Origin of the sequence: Streptomyces sp. WMMB303, from assembly GCF_029351045.1 — a bacterium.
GTDB lineage: Bacteria > Actinomycetota > Actinomycetes > Streptomycetales > Streptomycetaceae > Streptomyces.
Map to the genome: position 1 here is coordinate 982,380 of NZ_JARKIN010000001.1, position 18,915 is coordinate 1,001,294.

17 protein-coding genes are annotated in these 18,915 nt (G+C 72.0%); 8 read left to right on the top strand and 9 right to left on the bottom strand.

Going from position 1 to position 18,915, the window contains the following annotated elements:
- Window positions 1–66 precede the first annotated feature (66 nt).
- From tdh to P2424_RS04500, 3 genes are all read left to right on the top strand, one after another.
- A complete protein-coding gene (gene tdh, locus P2424_RS04490) occupies window positions 67–1,095 on the top strand; it encodes an L-threonine 3-dehydrogenase (RefSeq protein ID WP_276474491.1) in 1,029 nt (342 codons plus the stop codon).
- A gap of 146 nt (window positions 1,096–1,241) precedes the next feature.
- On the top strand, window positions 1,242–2,471 hold the full coding sequence (locus tag P2424_RS04495) for a glycine C-acetyltransferase (RefSeq protein ID WP_276474492.1): 1,230 nt from the start codon (window positions 1,242–1,244) through the stop codon (window positions 2,469–2,471).
- Entirely contained in the window at window positions 2,468–3,367 is a 900-nt protein-coding gene (locus P2424_RS04500) for a LysR family transcriptional regulator (RefSeq protein ID WP_276474493.1), read from the top strand. Before P2424_RS04495 ends, P2424_RS04500 begins: the two co-directional genes overlap by 4 nt.
- Before the next feature lie 66 nt (window positions 3,368–3,433).
- On the opposite strand, the gene P2424_RS04505 is transcribed toward P2424_RS04500, so the two are convergent.
- Window positions 3,434–4,309, bottom strand: coding sequence for an LppX_LprAFG lipoprotein (locus tag P2424_RS04505; RefSeq protein WP_276474494.1), 876 nt, complete (start codon window positions 4,307–4,309; stop codon window positions 3,434–3,436).
- 168 nt (window positions 4,310–4,477) lie between these two features.
- Between P2424_RS04505 and P2424_RS04510 the strand changes: the two genes are divergently transcribed.
- Window positions 4,478–5,926 carry a sugar porter family MFS transporter gene (locus tag P2424_RS04510; protein WP_276474495.1) on the top strand — a complete coding sequence of 483 codons (1,449 nt, stop codon included), beginning with the start codon at window positions 4,478–4,480 and terminating at the stop codon, window positions 5,924–5,926.
- A gap of 35 nt (window positions 5,927–5,961) precedes the next feature.
- Here the strand turns inward: P2424_RS04510 and P2424_RS04515 are convergent, their stop codons facing one another.
- The 3 genes from P2424_RS04515 to P2424_RS04525 form a co-directional block, all read right to left on the bottom strand.
- Window positions 5,962–7,497 (bottom strand): serine/threonine-protein kinase, encoded by a 1,536-nt coding sequence (locus P2424_RS04515; RefSeq protein WP_276474496.1) that lies wholly within the window; start codon window positions 7,495–7,497, stop codon window positions 5,962–5,964.
- Window positions 7,490–8,263, bottom strand: a complete 774-nt coding sequence (locus P2424_RS04520; protein ID WP_276474497.1) for a serine/threonine protein kinase — start codon at window positions 8,261–8,263, stop codon at window positions 7,490–7,492. The genes P2424_RS04515 and P2424_RS04520 overlap by 8 nt, the downstream gene beginning before the upstream one ends.
- 205 nt (window positions 8,264–8,468) lie before the next feature.
- Window positions 8,469–9,548 carry an MBL fold metallo-hydrolase gene (locus tag P2424_RS04525; protein WP_276474498.1) on the bottom strand — a complete coding sequence of 360 codons (1,080 nt, stop codon included), beginning with the start codon at window positions 9,546–9,548 and terminating at the stop codon, window positions 8,469–8,471.
- A 160-nt stretch (window positions 9,549–9,708) separates the two neighbouring features.
- Between P2424_RS04525 and P2424_RS04530 the strand changes: the two genes are divergently transcribed.
- Both P2424_RS04530 and P2424_RS04535 read left to right on the top strand, forming a co-directional pair.
- Complete coding sequence (locus P2424_RS04530) at window positions 9,709–10,587, top strand: LysR family transcriptional regulator (RefSeq protein WP_276474499.1); 879 nt, start codon at window positions 9,709–9,711, stop codon at window positions 10,585–10,587.
- Entirely contained in the window at window positions 10,584–11,489 is a 906-nt protein-coding gene (locus P2424_RS04535; RefSeq protein WP_276474500.1) for a serine hydrolase, read from the top strand. The genes P2424_RS04530 and P2424_RS04535 overlap by 4 nt, the downstream gene beginning before the upstream one ends.
- 122 nt (window positions 11,490–11,611) lie before the next feature.
- On the opposite strand, the gene P2424_RS04540 is transcribed toward P2424_RS04535, so the two are convergent.
- Window positions 11,612–12,610, bottom strand: coding sequence for a SigB/SigF/SigG family RNA polymerase sigma factor (locus P2424_RS04540; RefSeq protein ID WP_276474501.1), 999 nt, complete (start codon window positions 12,608–12,610; stop codon window positions 11,612–11,614).
- 277 nt (window positions 12,611–12,887) lie between these two features.
- Entirely contained in the window at window positions 12,888–13,118 is a 231-nt protein-coding gene (locus P2424_RS04545; protein ID WP_276474502.1) for a DUF6480 family protein, read from the bottom strand.
- Between the two features lie 101 nt (window positions 13,119–13,219).
- Between P2424_RS04545 and P2424_RS04550 the strand changes: the two genes are divergently transcribed.
- Entirely contained in the window at window positions 13,220–13,990 is a 771-nt protein-coding gene (locus P2424_RS04550) for an IclR family transcriptional regulator (RefSeq protein WP_276474503.1), read from the top strand.
- A 5-nt stretch (window positions 13,991–13,995) separates the two neighbouring features.
- Window positions 13,996–14,841 (top strand): SMP-30/gluconolactonase/LRE family protein, encoded by an 846-nt coding sequence (locus P2424_RS04555; RefSeq protein WP_276474504.1) that lies wholly within the window; start codon window positions 13,996–13,998, stop codon window positions 14,839–14,841.
- 139 nt (window positions 14,842–14,980) lie between these two features.
- Here P2424_RS04555 and mmsB read toward each other — a convergent pair whose 3' ends face one another.
- From mmsB to chvE, 3 genes are read right to left on the bottom strand one after another with little or no spacing between them, the layout of a single operon-like run.
- The gene (gene mmsB, locus P2424_RS04560) at window positions 14,981–16,210 is read right to left on the bottom strand and encodes a multiple monosaccharide ABC transporter permease (RefSeq protein ID WP_276474505.1); all 1,230 of its coding nucleotides are present in this window, start codon (window positions 16,208–16,210) and stop codon (window positions 14,981–14,983) included.
- An 8-nt stretch (window positions 16,211–16,218) separates the two neighbouring features.
- Complete coding sequence (gene mmsA / locus P2424_RS04565; protein WP_276478821.1) at window positions 16,219–17,751, bottom strand: multiple monosaccharide ABC transporter ATP-binding protein; 1,533 nt, start codon at window positions 17,749–17,751, stop codon at window positions 16,219–16,221.
- Window positions 17,752–17,795: 44 nt separating this feature from the next.
- Window positions 17,796–18,914: a multiple monosaccharide ABC transporter substrate-binding protein gene (gene chvE, locus P2424_RS04570; protein WP_276474506.1), complete on the bottom strand. Its 1,119-nt coding sequence runs from the start codon at window positions 18,912–18,914 to the stop codon at window positions 17,796–17,798.
- Window position 18,915: the final 1 nt, after the last annotated feature.

Below are 18,915 nucleotides of genomic sequence, written 5' to 3' on the forward strand. Positions count from 1 at the left end.
TCCAGGGCACAGGGCCGGCGGGCCCCGCTTCGCCCTGCCGTGGCGCGAGACGACAGGAGCCGTGGCGTGAAGGCGCTGGTCAAGGAGAAGGCCGAACCGGGACTGTGGCTGGCCGACGTGCCGGAGCCGGAGACCGGACCCGGCGAGGTGCTGATCCAGGTGGAGCGCACCGGGATCTGCGGCACCGATCTGCACATCCGCGCCTGGGACGGCTGGGCCCGGCAGGCGGTGTCCGCGCCGCTGGTGGTGGGACACGAGTTCACCGGTGAGGTCGTGGAGACCGGCCGGGACGTGACCGGCATCAAGCCCGGTGACCGGGTGAGCGGGGAGGGCCATCTGGTCTGCGGCACCTGCCGTAACTGCCTGGCCGGCCGGCGGCATCTGTGCCGGGCCACGGTCGGGCTCGGCGTGGGCCGCGACGGCGCCTTCGCCCAGTATGTGGCGCTGCCCGCGGAGAACGTGTGGGTGCACCGCACGCCGGTGGACCCGGACATCGCGGCGATCTTCGACCCGTTCGGCAACGCCGTGCACACCGCGCTGTCCTTCCCGCTGGTCGGCGAGGACGTGCTGATCACGGGCGCGGGGCCGATCGGTCTGATGGCGGTGGCCGTCGCCCGGCACGCGGGAGCGCGGAACGTCGTGGTCACGGACGTCAGCGAGGAGCGCCTGGAGCTGGCCCGCACGGTGGGTGCCTCGCTGGCGCTGAACGTCTCCGATGCGGGCATCGCCGACGGTCAGCGGGCGCTGGGGCTGCGCGAGGGATTCGACGTGGGCCTGGAGATGTCGGGCAACCCGGTGGCGCTGCGCGACATGCTGGCCAACATGACCCACGGCGGGAAGATCGCGATGCTCGGTCTGCCGGCCGAGGAGTTCGCGGTGGACTGGGCCCGGATCGTCACCTCCATGATCACGCTGAAGGGCATCTACGGCCGGGAGATGTTCGAGACCTGGTATGCGATGTCGGTGCTGCTGGAGGGCGGCCTCGACCTCGCTCCGGTGATCACCGGCCGGTACGGCTACCGCGACCACGAGGCCGCCTTCGACGACGCGGGGCGGGGGCGCGGCGGCAAGGTCATCCTCGACTGGACGACCTGAGTCACCGCCCTCTCCGGCCCGCACCCGTCCGTCCCCCGGACCTGTCCTCCCCGGTCCCTCCCCGTCCCGTTTCCTGCGCCGGGCGCCGCGGTGCCACCGTGCACCGCCCCCGGCCCCGTCCCACGCCGACCCTTGGAGAAGCTGGAATGTTCGACTCCGTACGCGACCAGTTGCGCGCCACCCTCGAAGAGATCACCGCCGCCGGACTGCACAAGCCGGAGCGGGTCATCGGCACGCCTCAGTCGGCCGACGTCCGGGTCACCGGCGGTGGAGCCGAGGAGCGGGAGGGAGAGGCGGTCCTCAACTTCTGCGCGAACAACTACCTGGGCCTGGCCGACCATCCCGAGGTGATCGCCGCCGCGCACGCGGCGCTGGACCGGTGGGGCTACGGGATGGCCTCGGTGCGCTTCATCTGCGGCACCCAGGAGGTGCACAAGGAGCTGGAGGAGCGGCTCTCGGCCTTCCTGGGCCAGGAGGACACCATCCTCTACTCGTCCTGCTTCGACGCGAACGGCGGCGTGTTCGAGACGCTGCTCGGCGCGGAGGACGCCGTCATCTCCGACGCGCTCAACCACGCCTCCATCATCGACGGCATCCGGCTCTCCAAGGCCCGGCGCTTCCGCTACGCCAACCGCGACATGGCGGATCTGGAGCAGCAGCTCAAGCAGGCGCAGGACGCGCGGCGGCGGCTGATCGTCACCGACGGCGTCTTCTCGATGGACGGCTATCTGGCACCGCTGCCGGAGATCTGCGACCTGGCCGAGCGCTACGACGCGATGGTGATGGTCGACGACTCGCACGCGGTCGGGTTCGTCGGGGCCGGGGGGCGCGGCACGCCCGAGCTGCACGGCGTGATGGACCGGGTGGACCTCATCACCGGCACTCTCGGTAAGGCGCTGGGCGGCGCTTCGGGCGGGTATGTGGCGGCTCGCGCGGAGATCGTCGCGCTGCTGCGCCAGCGTTCACGCCCCTACCTGTTCTCCAACAGCCTGGCCCCGGTGATCACGGCGGCCTCCCTGAAGGTCCTCGACCTGCTGGAGTCCGCCGGTGACCTGCGGGAGAAGCTGGACGCCAACACCGAGCTGTTCCGCCGCCGGATGACCGAACAGGGCTTCGAGATCCTCCCGGGCTCGCACGCGATCGTGCCCGTCATGATCGGCGACGCGGCCGAGGCTGCCCGGATGGCCGAGCTGCTCCTGGAGCGCGGCGTGTACGTGATCGGCTTCTCCTATCCGGTGGTGCCGCAGGGGCAGGCCCGGATCCGGGTGCAGCTCTCCGCGGCGCACTCCACCGAGGACGTCGAGCGGGCGGTTGCCGCGTTTGCCGCATCCCGGGCAGAGCTCACCGGTGCGGCTGGGGGACAATCACTCACGTGATCGAAGCGCGGCGGCTGCACATCCTCCGTGCGGTGGCCGACCATCGCACGGTGACCGCCGCTGCCGCCGCGCTCTATCTGACCCCCTCCGCGGTGTCCCAGCAGCTCAGCGCACTGGAGCAGGAGACCGGCCACCGACTGGTCGAGCGCGGCACCAAGGGGGTACGGCTCACCCCGGCCGGGGAGATCCTCCTCGCGCACACGCATCGGGTGCTGGCCCAGCTGGAGCGCGCCGAGGCGGAACTGGCCGCCTACGGTTCGGGCGCGGCCGGCCGAGTGGACCTGGCCTCCTTCGCCACCGGTATCGGGCTGGTCGTGGCGCCCGCGCTCGCCCGGCTGGCCGGCACGGCGCCGGGCATCCGGGTGCGGGTCCAGGACGCGGAGGGGGACGCCAGCCTGCCGATGGTGCTGGACCGGGAGACGGACGTGGCGGTGGCCGTCGAGTACCGGGGCGCGCCGAGCGCGGACGACCCGCGGCTCACCCGGGTGCCGCTGTACGCGGAACCCTTCGACGCCGTCGTACCGCGCGGGCACCGGCTGGCCGGCGCCGAGCGGGTGCCGCTGGGCGAACTGGCCAAGGACACCTGGATCGGCCCGTTCCCCGGCAACCCGTGCCACGACGTGGTCGTGCTCGCCTGCGAGAACGCGGGCTTCGAACCCGCCATGGAGCACTACTCCGACGACTTCAGCGCGGTCGTGGCGCTGGCCTCCGCCGGGGCCGGGGTGGCCCTGGTGCCGCGGTCGGCACTGCTGGGCACCCCGGCGAGCGGGGTCGCGGTGCATCCGGTGGACGACAGCGCGCCCACCCGGCGGGTGTTCGCCGCCGTACGCCGGGGCGCGGAGGAGCACCCGCTGATCAGCCCGGTACTGGCGGCACTGACCGAAGCGGCGGGGTAGCCGGACCGTCCCTGCCCCGCCGCCGGGCCCGGTCCGTCCCCGGGCACGGTCCGGCGCACCGTCCGGTCAGGAGGACTGCTTCGCCCCCTTGGCCGCCTGGTCGGTCATATCAGCGGTCTTCCCGGAGGGCGGCGGCTGCACGTCCACCTCGGTACCGAAGTCGGAGAGCTCCACGACCGTCTTGACCTTCTGCTTCTTGCCGCCCTCGGCGCCGGAGGGCTGCACCTGCAGTTCGATCTCCTGGCGGCGGGTCATCCCCTTGTCGTCGATCCACAGCTCCATCGGCACTTCGTCGCCGAGCTGCTCGCGCAGCTTCTTCTGCTGTGCCGCGTCGCCCTTCGCCATCTTGGCGAGGTCGAGACGCACCCGGTAGTGCGTGGTCTTCGTCCCGCCGACCTTCTCCGTGCCGAGCTTCTCGACGTTCTTCTCGGAGAGGGACTTCGTGTACGCGAGAGAGCCCGCCGGGTCGTTGAGTCCCTTGTTCCCGCCGCCCCGGGTCTGCAGTTCCCCGAGGTCGACCTTCATCCAGGTCTTGCCGTCCGGAAGCTGCTCCGCCGCCTTCTTCGGCAGCTTCTGGTAGAGGACCTGATCGACGACCCGCTGCTCGATGGTGTTCGGCCCCTGGTCCAGCGTCAGCTTGCTGGTGCCGTCCTGCAGATCCATGACGCCGTCGCCGGTGACCTTCTTCCCCTGGGCCTGGCCCCCGGAGGTCGTCACGGTCATCGCGATCTTCGCGGTCTCGGCCTGGGTGGTCTTCTCGTTGGTGGCCTGCACCGCCTCGGCCGGGGACTGCGCCTGCGCCGAGTCGGAGGACCCGGCCTTGTCCGAGTCCTTTGAGCCGCCCTCGTCGCCGCTCCCGCAGCCACTGAGCAGCGCCACACCGACGAGCAGCCCGGCCGAGCCGAACACCGCGCCGCGCGTGGTTCTCGAGGACCCGTTCATCTGCGATCACCTCTGCCTTTCATGTGATGGTCGATCAAGTGACGGGCCGTGTACCACGGTTGGCCGATCCCAATCTCATAGATGACCGCCGCGCGGAGGAACGGTGAACCCCGGACCGCACTGGGGCGACGATGCAGACTTATCGCAACGAAAGGACAGGTGGCTGGGATGACTGAGCAGGCCGACGGCGCAGCGGCCTCCGAACACCATGGCAAGGCGGTGGGGATCTCCGTCGCCGCCGCGGTCGGCGGCTTCCTCTTCGGCTTCGACTCCTCCGTCATCAACGGCGCCGTCGACGCGCTCTCGGACCACTTCCGGCTGGGCGCCTTCCTGTCCGGATTCGTCGTCTCCATCGCCCTGCTGGGCTGCGCGGTCGGCGCCTGGTACGCGGGGCGGCTCGCGGACGGGTGGGGACGGCGGAAGGTGATGCTGCTCGGCTCGGGCATGTTCGTCATCAGCTCCGCGGGCTCGGCCTTCGCCTTCTCGGTACCCGACCTGCTGCTGTGGCGGGTGATCGGCGGACTGGGCATCGGTATCGCGTCGGTGATCGCGCCCGCCTACATCTCCGAGGTGGCACCCGCCTCCGGGCGCGGCGCGCTCGGCTCGCTCCAGCAACTGGCCATCACCATCGGGCAACTGGTGGTGCTCAGTTCCAACAAGGGGCTGGCCGGCGCCGCCGGTGGCGCCGCGAACGACCTGTGGTGGGGGCTGCCGGCCTGGCGGTGGATGTTCCTGGTCGGCGTCCTCCCGGCCGCCGTCTACGGAGTGCTGGCTCTGCTGATTCCCGAGTCATCGCGCTATCTGGTGCTCACCGGCCGGGATGATCAGGCGGCTTCGGTACTGGCCCGGGTCAGTGGTGAACGCGACCCACGGGCGAAGATCACCGAGATCCGCGCCACCCTGCGCAAACAGCACCGCAGCAGCCTCGCGGACATCCGCGGCACCCGGTTCGGGCTGCATCCGCTGGTCTGGGTGGGCATCATCATGGCCGCCTTCCAGCAACTGGTCGGCATCAACGCGATCTTCTACTACTCGACCACGCTGTGGAAGTCGGTCGGCTTCAGCGAGTCGAACTCCTTCACCACCTCGGTGATCACCGCGGGCGTCAATGTGGTCATGACGGTCGTGGCCATGCTGTTCATCGACCGGGCCGGGCGGCGCAGGCTGCTGAGCATCGGGTCCGTGGGGATGTTCTGCGCCCTGGCGCTGACCGCCGTCGCCTTCTCGCATCAGCGGGGCAGCGGGGACGACGTGTCCCTCCCGTCCCCGTACGGGCCCCTGGCGCTGATCGGTGCCAACGCCTTCGTGGTGTTCTTCGCCCTCTCCTGGGGCCCGATCATGTGGGTGATGCTGGCGGAGATGTTCCCCAACCGGATGCGGGCGATGGCCCTGGCCATCGGTACCGCCTCCAACTGGATCTTCAACTTCCTGGTCACCTTCTCCTTCGAACCCATGACCCGCAAGGTGGGACTGACCTGGCTGTACGGTGCGTTCGCCACCTTCGCGCTGCTGTCCTTCGTCTTCGTCCGCACGAAACTGCCGGAGACCAAGCGCCTCGAGTTGGAGGAGATGACGGGCGAGACCCACCAGCGCCCCCGTCGCACCCCGTCGTCGTAGCGGCCGGGCCCGGCGGTGGACGACGGGACGGACCGTCAGCGGGTGTACTCGGCCAGATACCGCCGGACGCGCTCCACGTGCGGGCGCACCCGCGCCGGAACGCCGCCCGCCTCGACGACGGTGCGGGAACTGGTGCGGTAGCCGGCCGCCATCAGCGCGGGCAGCTCCTTCTCCATGCCGTTCTTCTTGTACTGCCGATCCAGCCAGCACACGTAAGCGGACATCGCCGCGATGGCGTCGGGAGGTGACATGTAGCTCTTGTCCCCGTCGTGGTCACCGTCCCTGGCCCACCCCTTGAAGACCGACGGTGTCCACATGGCGATCCCGTACTCGTCACTCCCGGGCCGCCTGGCATCCGCGTCGAAACCACTCTCCGCCTTCAGCATGGCCGCGAGGAAGGCGGGGGTGACCTCGTCCTCGGAACACTGGAGCGCCGCCCTGGTGATGACCGGACGCAGCGCGCGGGGCACGTCGGAGTCCGCGGGGACGGCCCCGGAGACCCGCGCCGAGGGGGCACCGGCCTCGGCTGCTGCCGGGTCCTCGCCGGTCCGCAGCAGCGCGAACGCCCCCGCCGCGAGCGGCACGACGGCGACCGCCGCTACGAGAAGGGCGAGCCGGCGCCGCGAGCGGCCCGCACCCGGCCCGCCGGGGCCACGGTCCGGATCGCCGGGGCCCGGCGCCGCTTCCCGGGCCCGTGCGGCGAGTTCGGTGGCGCCGAGTACGGACCGGGCGGCGTGGTCAGGGGCGAGGCAGGCGGTGATCAGTGCCCGCCAGTCCTCCGGGACGCCGTTGTGCAGCCGCAGTTCGGCGCCACCGCGTGCGTACGCCTGGGCGGAGAGCGCGCGGGCCCGCGGAGTGCCGCCCGGGAAGGGGTGCAACCCGCCGGTGAGCACCTGGTGGGCCAGCACCCCGAAGGCCCAGATGTCCGCCGTGGGGCGCAGCACGCTGCTGCCGCCCTCGCGCTCCGACCACCACTCGGGCGGTACGTGATCGAGGGAACCCAGCGGCGGCACGTAGGCGTGGGTGCCGTCGAGTTCGGCCGTCAGCCCGAAGTCGCCCAGCCACACCTCGCCCTCCGGCCCCAGCAGCACGTTGCCGGGCTTGAGGTCGCCGTGCACCCAGCCACGCTCGTGGATGTGTGCCAGTCCGGCGCCGACAGCGGCCAGAACGCGGGCGGCGTCCGGCAGCGGGCCGGCCTCCGCCCCACGGCTCTCCAGCCGCTCCTGAAGGCTGAGTTCGGCCCGGTCCATGACGAGGGCCGTGGCACCGTCCAGGCCGGGCCGCTCGGGATCGTGGACGGTGCGGACCTCGCGGATCCGCACCAGGTTCGGGTGGCGGGTCTCCAGGCCGAAGCGCGCCTCGCGGCGCACCGCCTCGGCCATGGACGCGCGCTGCCCGGGTGGCAGCAACTGGGTCGGCAGGAGCTTCACAGCGGCCGGTGCGCCGTCGCCGGCCCGCTGGGCCGCGTGGACGACGCCCCAACTGCCCGCGCCGAGCCGACCGGCCAGCTCCCACTCCCCCACCCGGTAGCCGGCCGGCACATCGAGCCGCTCCCGCGCCTGGTCAGTCATCCGCGGCGCGCTGCTGCCCGGCGGGGCGCAGCAGCGAGAGGTGCTCCTCGCGCACCAGGTCGAAACGGAGTGCGAGGGCGACGAGTTCGGCGCGCTTGTGGTGGTTGCCGGTGCCGCCCTCCTCCTCGCCGCGCAACCGGAGTTTGACCGTCGCCAGGTACTCGATGTGGTAGTTGACCGCCGAGCGGGTCAGTTCCCGGCAGCTCTCCAGCGGGCGCAGTCGCTCCAGGATCTCGCTGACGCCGGGCAGGGCACCGCTGGAGGGGTCACGCAGTCGGGGTTCGCACAGGGCGAGCAGCACCAGAAAGTACTTGGCGGTCCGGTCCAGCGCGAAGGGGCTCTGCGTCGGTTCACCGGCACCGGTTCCGGAGCCCCCGTCCTGGTAGGCGTGTTCGGGCGCGAACACCTTGAAACGCACCTCGCCGTCCCGGGAGGGCAGCACCACCCGGGAGAACTCGAAGGGCACCGGCGCGCCCAGTCTGCCGGGCGCGACCTTCACATGCTCCCCCGCTCCCTCCATGTTCTCCACCACGTAGGTGACGTGCCCGCTGTAGTTGGAGAGCCGCCAGTAGTCCTCGGCCGCGGTGATCCGTCCCGCGAGCCGGGACACCCCCGGATCCGGCAGCGCCACCTGGACCGGGATGCCCGGACCGCCGCGGCCGAAGTCCGCCGTCTCGCCGGGACCGAGACGCAGCAGGCACGGCCGGTCGGCGGACCCGGCGGCACCTTCCCGCCGGTCCGGCAGTTGCACGATGACCGTCTCCATCCTCTGCCTCCCCCTCCGGCCGCGGGCATCCTAGTCGACCCTGACATCCGTCAGGGTCGACGCTGAACGCTCACCTGCCAGTATGGGAGGTTTTCAGCCCCGGACCGGGCACGCGCCACTCCTGCGGGTGACGGCGTCGGTGGAGCGGAGCCGCCCTCCGGGCCCCCGCGGCACCGCACGGCACCGGGGCCCGGTGGGCGCGGTGTCAGATTTCGAACCGGTCCAGGTGGCGGGGCGACAGGACGCGGCTGCCGGAGCCCGCGGCCCTGCGGAGCCGGTCGACGGCGGCCCGGTCGACCGTACCGTGCACCGCGGGGTCGTCCAGCGGCGTGACCAGGTCGTCGTGGTGGCTGGGCACGATGACGCGGGGCCCGCCCAGTGTTTCGAGGGCGCGCTCGACGTAGTCGTGCACGGCGGCGTGCCCGCTGGCGCCGAGCACCAGGACGTCGGGCCGGGCGCCGGAGACCTCTCGGGCCGCGAAGTTGGCCGTACCGCTCAGGAACAAGACCGTCAGCCGGTCGCCGACGGTCACCTGATAGCCGAGCGTGCCGCCCTCGACCAGGTCGTTCAGGGTCCGGGGCCGGGCCGGTGGCGCGGTCAGGGTGCCGTAGGGGTCGAAGCCGTAGCCGCCGACCTGGCTGTGCAGACTGCGCACCACCTCGACGGTGTAGTCGGGACGGGAACGCCTGCCGGACTGCTGCAGGGGGTGGCGCAGCACCTCACCGCCGGAGACCACCGCGGGCCGGTGCTTGCGCCCCTTGCCGGGGACTCCCATGGCGGTGAGCAGGTGCAGATGGGTCTCCGAGCCGAGCACGGTGATCTCCGCGTCCCGCCAGGCCGGGTGCTCAAGCAGATAGGGGACGTCGGCGAGGTGGTCCCAGTGGCCGTGGGTGAGCAGCAGGAACTCAGGTGCCGCGGTGAGGTGTTCGCGCAGCACCCGGTCGATGATGCGGTGGTCCACCTCCAGCTTCCTGGTCATGTCGGGCTTGCCGTCGGCGCCCGTGAAGCGCTGGCGGGTCAGGTAGGGATCGATCACCACCCGGTGTCCGTCGAAGGTCATCTCCCAGCCCGCGATGCCCAGCCAGCGCAGCCGGACCCCGCTGTTCCCGGGGCGGCCGCGGCGGGTGGCGGGGCGGGCGTCGGTCGCCCCGAGGCCGGGGAGTGCGCCGGCCGCGGAGGCTGTGGCGATCCCCGTGGCGCCGACGGCTCCGGCGGCGAGGCCGGTGCGCAGCACACCCCGGCGGCTCGGGCGCTGCGGGACGACTGCGGACTGCTGGTCCGGCATGGGTGACTCCTCGGTCCGGGGCTGTGCGGGCTTCCCGCGCCGCGGTGGCCGGACCGGGCTCGGGAGCAGGGAGTCAAACCCAGGGGAACCTCGATGTCGAATACACTCTCGATTGGAAAACGATTCGCTCGGCATATCGCCGCAGACCACGGGGGGGCGCATGCTGACGGAGCGGCATCTGGAGATCTTCGTCGCGCTCGCGGAAGAGGGACACTTCGGCGACGCCGCACAGCGCGTGGGCATCACCCAGCCGCCGCTTTCGCAGGCTCTGCGACGACTGGAGGCGCTGCTGGGAGTGCGGCTCTTCGACCGGGGGCGCGCGGTGTCCCTGACCCCGGAAGGCGCGCTGCTGCTCCCGCACGCGCGCCGCGCCCTGACCGCACTGGCCGAACTGCGGGAGAACGGGGCGCGGGAGCACGCGGACGGGCAGCGCCTCCGGCTCGGTCTGCCGCCCGAACTGCCGCCCCCGCTCGGCGCCGCGCTCGCCGCGGCCCCGGTCCGGGCCGGTGTCAGCGGCCGGGTCTCGGTGCTGACCGCGCCGACGGCCGCCCTGCTGGCGGACGTCTCCGCGGGACGGCTGGATCTGGCCGTGGTGCGCCACCCCGCCGTTCTGCACGGGCCGGCCGCGGGACCGGTGGCGCTGCTGCCGACCTGGCTGCTGGCCCCCGGCGGTACCGACGGCCCGGGGGTCCGGCAGTTGCCGTACGCCGTCCGTCCGCGGGCTGAAGCGCCCGCCGCACACGACCTGTTCCTGGACACGCTGGCGGGGCGGGGGCGGCGGGTGGAGACGGTGGTCGTCTCGGACGAACGGGCCGGACTCGCCCTGGCAGCCGCCGGGCAGGCCGTACTGGTCACCGCGGACTCCGAACTGCGGGCCGACGGTGTCGTGCGGCAGCCGACCACCGCTCCGGCGCTGCCGCTGCGGCTGCGTGTGGTGTGGGACGCGCGGCGGCTGGCGGCGGCCGGCGCGGACGCGGCGGCCGAAGTGCTGGTGGAGGCGTTGGCCGCCGGGCGAACGGTTCGGGAGGGCGGGCGATGAGCCCGGCCTCGGGCAAGGGCGTGGAGCGCACGCTGCGGGGGATGTTCGAGGACGCCGGGGTGCGCGGCTGGCTGCATGTGGCCGAACTGCGCCGCCCCTCGGCCCGGGTGACGGTCGACGCGGACGGCTTCGCGCTGATGGGCTCGGTCTACAAGGTGCCGCTCATGGTGGCCTACTGCCGGCAGGTGGACGCGGGCGCACTCGACCCGCGGCAGCGCCTCACGCTGCCCCCCGGGGACCGGCTTCCCGGGCCGACCGGTCTCTCCCTGCTGCGGGACGAGGTGTCGATGTCCCTGCGCGATCTGGTCGTCATGATGATGAGCATCTCGGACAACGCGGCGGCCGACGCCGTGCTGCGGCAGGTCGGTACCGCGGCGGTCGAGGAGACCTGCGCGGCGCTCGGGCTCTCCCGCACCCGGTTGGACGGCGGCGCCGCCGGATCCCTGGCGCGGCTGCTCGCGGAGACCGGCGCGGAGTCGGTGGAGGCGGCCCTGGCCCGGATCGCCGACAACGACCGGGCGGTGCCGCCGGGCGTCTACGACCCCGCGTGGGCGGCCGCGACCACCCCGGCGGAGCTCGCCGCACTGCTGCGCGCCGTCTGGCTGGACGAGGCCGCCTCCCCCGGCAGTTGCGCCTTCATGCGCGCCACGATGGGGCTCCAGCCCTGGCAGCACCGGCTCGCGGCAGGCTTCCCCTACGACGAGGTGGCGGTGTACGGCAAGACGGGGACGTTCGGCGCGATGCGGCATGAGGCCGGCGTGGTCGAACTGGCCGACGGGCGCGGATACACGGCTGTCGTCTTCACGCAGGCCGCGCGCGCGGACCGCAGGCTGCCCCGCGCGGACGCGGTCATCGGTGCCGCCGCCCGCACCGCTGTCGAGCACTTGCGCGGCGACGAGTAGCGCCCTGCCCGGGGCGCACGGAGGGCCGGTCGGATCGGCGGCGGGTCCCGCGCCTACCGGGTCGGCGCGGCCAGAGCCCGCCTCCGGGGACCCGGGAGCGGGGGAGTTCGGCCCGGGGCCGTTCAGGCGGCGGCGCGCGGCGGGCGGGCGTTGCTGTCCTCGTCCTCCCGCTCCTCGATCTCCTCGCGCACCCGCCGGCAGGCCGCCGCGAGCAGGCGGGAGACGTGCATCTGCGAGACGCCCAGCCGACGGGCTATCTGCGACTGGGTGAGCTCGCGGAAGAAGCGCAGATACAGCAGGCGCTGCTCGCGCTCGGGGAGGCGGCACAGGCAGGAGCGGACCGCCTCACGGTCGACGACGTGGTCGTAGCCGCCCTCGTCGGAGCTGAGGGTGTCCATCAGGCAGATCGCCCCGTCTCCGCCGTCGCCTCCGCCACCGGCCTCGGAGGCGACCGGTGCGTCCAGGGAGAGCGAGTTGAAGCACTGGAGGGCTTCCATCCCGGTGAGGATGTCCTCCTCGGAGAGGCCGCTGTGGGCCGCCAGCTCGGCGACGGTCGGGGAGCGCCCGGACGAGGTCAGCTCCAGCTCCCGCAGGCTCGCGCGGACGCGGTTGCGCAGGTCCTGGACGCGGCGCGGGACGTGGATCTCCCACATGTTGTCCCGGAAATGGCGCTTGAGCTCGCCGTAGATGGTGGGGATGGCGAAGGTCTCGAAGGCGTTGCCCCGGGCGGGGTCGTAGCGCTCGACGGACTTGACCAGCGCGAGCGCGGCCACCTGCTCGAGGTCTTCGAGCGACTCGCCGCGGTTGCGGAACTTGCGGGCCAGCCGGTGTGCCATCGGCAGCCACGCCGTGACCACGCAGTCCTGGAGCCGACGGCGCTCGGGGCAGTCTTCGGGCAGTTTCGCCAGCGCGGCGAAGTCGGCCGCGGTGTCGGGCGCGTCGTGATGGGTACGACGGGGGGTGCGGGCCGAGGTGGACGGGTCGGCCTCGTCGGAGGTGACTCCGCCCCGAGGGCTGTGGGACGCCGCGGCGTCCTCGGCCGGGAAGGGGTCGCTGCCGCCCTGGTCCGGGGCGACGATGGGGCTGTCGTCCTCGGTGGTGCGAATCTGCGTGGTCTTCATGGACTGCTCACTCCCACGTCTCACATGGGTGCTGCGCAAGACAGGCGGGAAGCGACCCCCAGTCCGCTTCCGGGCAGAATCTGTGCCGGCGCCGCCGTGTTTCAACGGCTCGATTTCACCGTGACACACACCACGCCGCACGGCATCTTCGCAGGTCATCCTCGAATGCGCGGGGTGGGCGCCGGTCGACGCACGGTGGCCGCGCAACCGGGCGAGCGGTCGGCCCGGAGCGCGGGGCACAGCAGCCATCGCACACGGCCGCGGCGGAGAGAGCGGGCTACTGCAACTCGACCAGGTAGCCCACGAAGAACAGCAGCACGGCGACGACGACGAGGGTGATGAGCACGACCGGCACGACGCTCCAGCCGGTGGCGGGGTTGTGCTTCTCGAAGGGACCGGACTCCGATGTGCTGCCCTCCGCCGGCGGTGTCTCGCCGGGCGGCACCTCGCCACCGGCCTCCAGACCGGTGGTGGTGTCCGGATCGGGGTCAGGGTTGGTGTAGCTCATGACTCCCGAGTGGACCGGCGCACCCCCTCGTACACCTCCACCGCGCCCGCTAGGATGTTCGGAGAGGCGATCGCTCTTCGATATGTCGAACAGGAGGAGCCATGGGACGGCTCGTGCCCGCGGTGACCAGGGCGCTGGACATTCTGGAGCTGTTCCTGGAGCGGGACGGCCCGCTGTCGGCACCCGACATCGTGCGCGGGCTGGGCCTGCCCCGCACCACCGTGCACGAGCTGGTCGGCACCCTGACAGCCCGCTCCTACCTGGAGCCGGTGCCCGGCCGAGCGGGCCACTACCGGCTGGGCGTGCGGGCCTACCAGCTCGGCAGCCGGTACGCCGAGCAGCTCGACCTGGCGGCCGAGGGGCAGCAGGTGGCCCGCGCGGTGGCCGAGAGCTGCCAGGAGACGGTGCATGTGGCGATCCTGGAGGACACCGACGTCATCTACGTCGCGAAGGTGGACTCGACCCAGGCCGTGCGCATGGTCTCGGCCGCGGGCCGCCGACTGCCCGCGCACTGCACCGCCGTCGGCAAGATGCTGCTCGCCTCCCTGCCCGCCGAGGAGCTCGCCGCGCGGCTGCCCGACGGGGCCGGACTGCGTGCCATGACGCCCAGCAGCGTCACCGACGTGGCGGCGCTGCGGAAAGAACTGGAGCAGGTCGCCGAGCGCGGGTTCGCCGTCGAGGAGAGCGAGTCGAACACCGACGTGAGCTGCGTGGCCGCGCCCGTCCGCGACCGCTCCGGCCGGGTGGTGGCGGCGCTGTCGGTCTCCGTGCCGCTGATCCGCTGGAACCGGGAGCGCGGGGACGAGCTCGCGGAACTGGCCCGGCGCGGCGCCGGGCGGCTGTCGGAGCGGCTGGGGCACCCGGGGCGGTGACCGGGATGCGAGCCGAGACCGCCGTGCCCGCGACTGCCGTGCTCGGCGAGGGCCCCACCTGGGACGCGGCCGCCGGGCGGCTGATCTGGGTGGACATTCTCGCCTCCCGGGTGCACACCTTCGACCCCGTGACGGGCGGGCGCACCGTGCTGGCCACCGAGCAGCACGTGGGCGCGGCCAAGCCGCGCGCGGGCGGTGGGCTGGTCGTCAACCTGCGGGACGGGATCGGGCTGTACGACGCGGCGGGCCGCTTCCGCTGGCTGCGTCACGAGGCGGTGCCCGGCCGCCGGGGCAACGACGCGGCCGTCGCCCCCGACGGCGCGCTGTGGGCGGGCACGATGCGCTACGACGAGGCGCCGGGCGGCGGCGCCCTCGCGCGGTTCGCGCCGGACGGCCGGGCCGGCACCGTGCTGGCGGGCGTCACCGTCTCCAACGGAACCGGCTGGAGCCCCGACGGGCGGCGGTTGTACTACGTCGACAGCCCCACCCGGCGCCTGGACGTGTTCGACATCCGGGAGGACGGGCTGCCCACCGGACGGCGCCCGCTGGCGGAGGTCGAGCCGGGCGCGGGCTACCCCGACGGACTGACCGTGGACGCGGACGGATGCGTGTGGGTGGCGCTGTGGGACGGGGGCGCGGTGCGGCGCTACACGCCCGGAGGCGCGCTGGACCGGGTGGTGGAGCTGCCGGTGCGGCGGCCCACCGCCTGCGCCTTCGGCGGCGCCGGGCTGCGCGATCTGTACATCACCACGGCCCGCGCCGGGCTCGCCGCACCCCGGCAGCCGGCCGGTTCGCTGCTGGTCCTCCGCGACGCGGGGCGGGGGCTGTGCGGGCCGCCCTTCGCCGGGTGACGCCCACCGGGTGAGCCTTCGCCGGCCCCGGGCCTGCTCGCCGTGGGCGCACAGCGGCGGCAGCCCGCGGCGCGGGCGACCGGACCGGAGGCCCGGCACCGTATGGTGCCGGGCCTCCGGTCCGGTTCCGCCGCCGCTCTCAGCGGCCGGCCCGGCGCTTGTTCCAGACGTCGAACCCGACCGCGGCCAGCAGCACCAGCCCCTTGATGACCTGCTGGTAGTCGGTGCCGATCCCGACCAGGGACATGCCGTTGTTGAGCACGCCGAGGACGAGTCCGCCGATGACCGCGCCCACCACGGTACCGACGCCGCCGCTCATGGAGGCGCCGCCGATGAAGGACGCGGCGATGGCCTCCAGTTCGAAGTTGAGGCCGGCCTGCGGGGTGCCGGAGTTGAGCCGGGCGGCGTAGACGCACCCGGCCAGCGCGGCGAGGACGCCCATGTTGACGAAGACGAGGAAGGTGACGCGCTGGTCCTTGACGCCGGAGAGTTTGGCGGCGGCCTTGTTTCCGCCGAGCGCGTAGACGTGCCGGCCGACGACGGCGTTGCGCATCACGTAGCCGAGCCCGATCAGCAGCGCGCACATCACCAGCATCACCACGGGCACCCCGTGGAAGCTGGCGAGCGTCAGGGTGAAGGCGAGCACGGCGGCGACCAGGGCCACGCACTTGGCGACCCACAGCGTGGTGGGCAGCACCTCCAGCTCGTACCGCAGTTGCCGCCTGCGGTCGCGCCGCTCGCGCAGCAGCAGCAGGACGATGGCGATCAGCCCGATCACCAGCGTGGGGTTGTGGTACTGGGTGTAGGGGCCCATCTCCGGGATGAAGCCCTTGGCGAGGTTCTGGAAGCCGGTGGGGAAGGGCGAGAGGGACTGGCCGCCCAGCACGATCTGGGTCAGTCCGCGGAAGAGCAGCATCCCGGCGAGCGTCACGATGAAGGAGGGGATGCCGACATAGGCGATGAAGAATCCCTGCCACGCCCCGGCGACGGCGCCGATCAGCAGCGAAAGGATCAGCGCCGGAACCCACGGCATGCCGTGCTCGACCATCATCACCGCGGCCATGGCGCCGACGAAGGCCACCAGCGAGCCGACGGAGAGGTCGATGTGACCGGCGATGATGACGATCATCATGCCCATGGCCAGGATGAGGATGTAGCCGTTCTGCTGGATCAGGTTGGAGACGTTGTTCGGCAGCAGCAGCGTGCCGTCCGTCCATATCTGGAACAGCACGATGATGAAGACGAGCGCCGTGAGCATGCCGTACTGCCGCATGTGGCCGCGTACGTTCTCCAACAGCAGGGAAGCCGCCGACCGGGCGGTCCCCTGCGCGGAGGGCGGGGCGTCGGTGGGTTCGGTCGTGGTGGTCATGGCGGGCCTCAGCTTCTGTTCCGGGTCATGTGGCGCATCAGGACCTCCTGGGTGGCGTCCGCGCGGGCGACCTCGGCCGTGAGCCGGCCCTCGGCCATGGTGTAGACGCGGTCGCACATCCCCAGCAGTTCGGGCAGCTCGGAGGAGATGAAGAGCACCGCCTTGCCCTGCGCGGCGAGTTCGTCGATGACGGTGTAGATCTCGTACTTGGCGCCCACGTCGATCCCCCGGGTCGGCTCGTCGAGGATCAGCACCTCGGGGTCGGCGTGGATCCACTTGCCGAGCACGACCTTCTGCTGGTTGCCGCCGGAGAGCCGGCCGACCTGCTCGTGCACGGTGGGCGCCTTGATGTTCATGGAGGTGCGGTAGCGCTCCGCGACGGAACTCTCGCGGTGCTCGTCGACCACACCGTGCCGGGCCAGCCCGCTCAACGAGGCCAGCGAGATGTTGCGGTTGATGGTGTCGATGAGGTTGAGGCCGTACTGCTTGCGGTCCTCGGTGACATACGCCAGGCCCGCACCGATCGCGGCGGGGACGGTCCTGGTGCGCACCTCGCGGCCGTCGATCCGCACCGTGCCGGACTCGTAGCGCCCGTAGGAGCGGCCGAAGACGGACATCGCCAGCTCGGTTCGGCCCGCGCCCATCAGCCCGGCCAGCCCGACGATCTCACCGCGGCGCACCGTCAGCGACACATCGTCGACGACCTTGCGCTGCTGGTCGACGGGGTGCCGCACGGTCCACCCGGACACCTCCAGCGCGGTGCTGTGCTCGCCGCGGTACCGGGTGCGGTCCGGGAAACGGTGGTCGAGATCGCGGCCGACCATGCCCCGGATGATGCGGTCCTCGGACAGTTCCGGGGCGTCGCCCGGGTGCGCCCGGACCGGAAGCGTCTCGATCGTACGGCCGTCGCGCAGGATGGTGACGGTGTCGGCGATCCGGCGGATCTCGCCCAGCTTGTGCGAGATGACGATGCTGGCGATGCCCTGCTCGCGCAGCTCCCGGATGAGGGCGAGCAGGGTGGCGCTGTCCTCGTCGTTGAGCGCGGCGGTGGGCTCGTCCAGGATGAGCAGCTCCACCTGCTTGGACAGCGCCTTGGCGATCTCGACCAGTTGCTGCTTGCCGACGCCGAGATCGGCGACGGGGGTCTGCGGGTTCTCCCGCAGACCCACTCGGCGCAGCAGTCCGGCCGCCTGCCGCATGGTGGCGCCCCAGTCCACGAACCCGCGCCCGGCGCGCTGCTCGTTGCCGAGGAAGATGTTCTCGGCGATGGACAGGAACGGCACCAGCGCCAGCTCCTGGTGGATGATGACGATGCCGCACTGCTCGCTGGCGCGGACGTCCTTGAAGGCGACCGGCTCGCCCCGGAAGCTGATCCGGCCCTGGTAGCTGCCGTGCGGGTGGACCCCGCTGAGCACCTTCATCAGCGTCGACTTGCCCGCACCGTTCTCCCCGCAGACGGCGTGGATCTCCCCGGGGCGCACGGTCAGGTTGACCTCGCTGAGTGCCGTGACGCCGGGGAAGGTCTTGGTGATCCCCCGCATCTCCAGGACCGGGCGTCCCTGCCCGGTGTCACCGTCGGCCGCGCTCACTTGAGCTGCCCCTCGGTGAAGTAGCCCTCGTCGACCAGGAGCTGGGTGTTCGACTTGTCGACGGAGACCGGTTTGAGCAGGTAGGCGGGCACGACCTTCTTGCCGTTGTCGTAGTCGGTGGTGTTGTTGACCTCGACCTTCTTGTCGTTGAGCAGCGCGTCGCCCATCCGCACGGCCTGCTTGGCCAGCTTGCGGGTGTCCTTGAAGACGGTCTGGGTCTGCTCCCCGGCCACGATGGACTTCACCGAGGCCAGCTCGGCGTCCTGACCGGTGACCACGGGCAGCGGATGGCGTTTGCTGCCGTAGCCGGCGCTCTTGAGCGCGGAGATGATGCCGATGGAGATGCCGTCGTAGGGCGAGAGGACCGCGTCCACGTCGGTGCTGCCGTAGTTCTTGCTGATCAGGTCGTCCATCCGCTTCTGCGCTTTTCCGCCGTCCCAGCGCAGGGTGGTCGCCTGGTTCATCTTCGTCTGCTTGCTGCGCACCACCAGTTGTCCGGTCTTCAGGAAGGGCCGCAGTTTCTTCAGCGCGCCGTTCCAGAAGTACTTGGTGTTGTTGTCGTCCGGGGAGCCGGCGAACAGCTCGATGGTGTAGTGCTCGTCGGCGTCCTCGTCCGGTTTCTCCAGTCCGAGCCGGTCGAGAATGTACTGGCCCTGGAGTTCGCCGACGCGCTCGTTGTCGAAGGACGCGTAGTAGTCGACGTTCTTCGTGCCGAGGATGAGCCGGTCGTAGGAGATGACCGGGATGTGGGCGTCGGCGGCCCGCCTGAGGACGTTGGTGAGTGCCGAGCCGTCGATGGCGGCGACGACCAGCAGCCGGTGGCCCTTGGTGATCATGTTCTCGATCTGGGCGACCTGGTTCTCGACCTTGTCGTCCCCGTACTGCAGGTCGGTCTTGTACCCGGCCTTGCGGAACTGCTCGGCCATGTTCCTGCCGTCGGCTATCCACCGCTCGGACGACTTGGTGGGCATGGCCAGGCCGATCGTGCCGCCCTTGCCCTTGTCCGGCTGGTAGCGGCTGCCGCCGCGCGCTTCCTGGCCGCAGGAGGCCAGTGCGGCGACGAGCGTGGCGGCCAGTACCGCGGAGACGGCGGTACGGCGTCTGCGGGTGCGCATC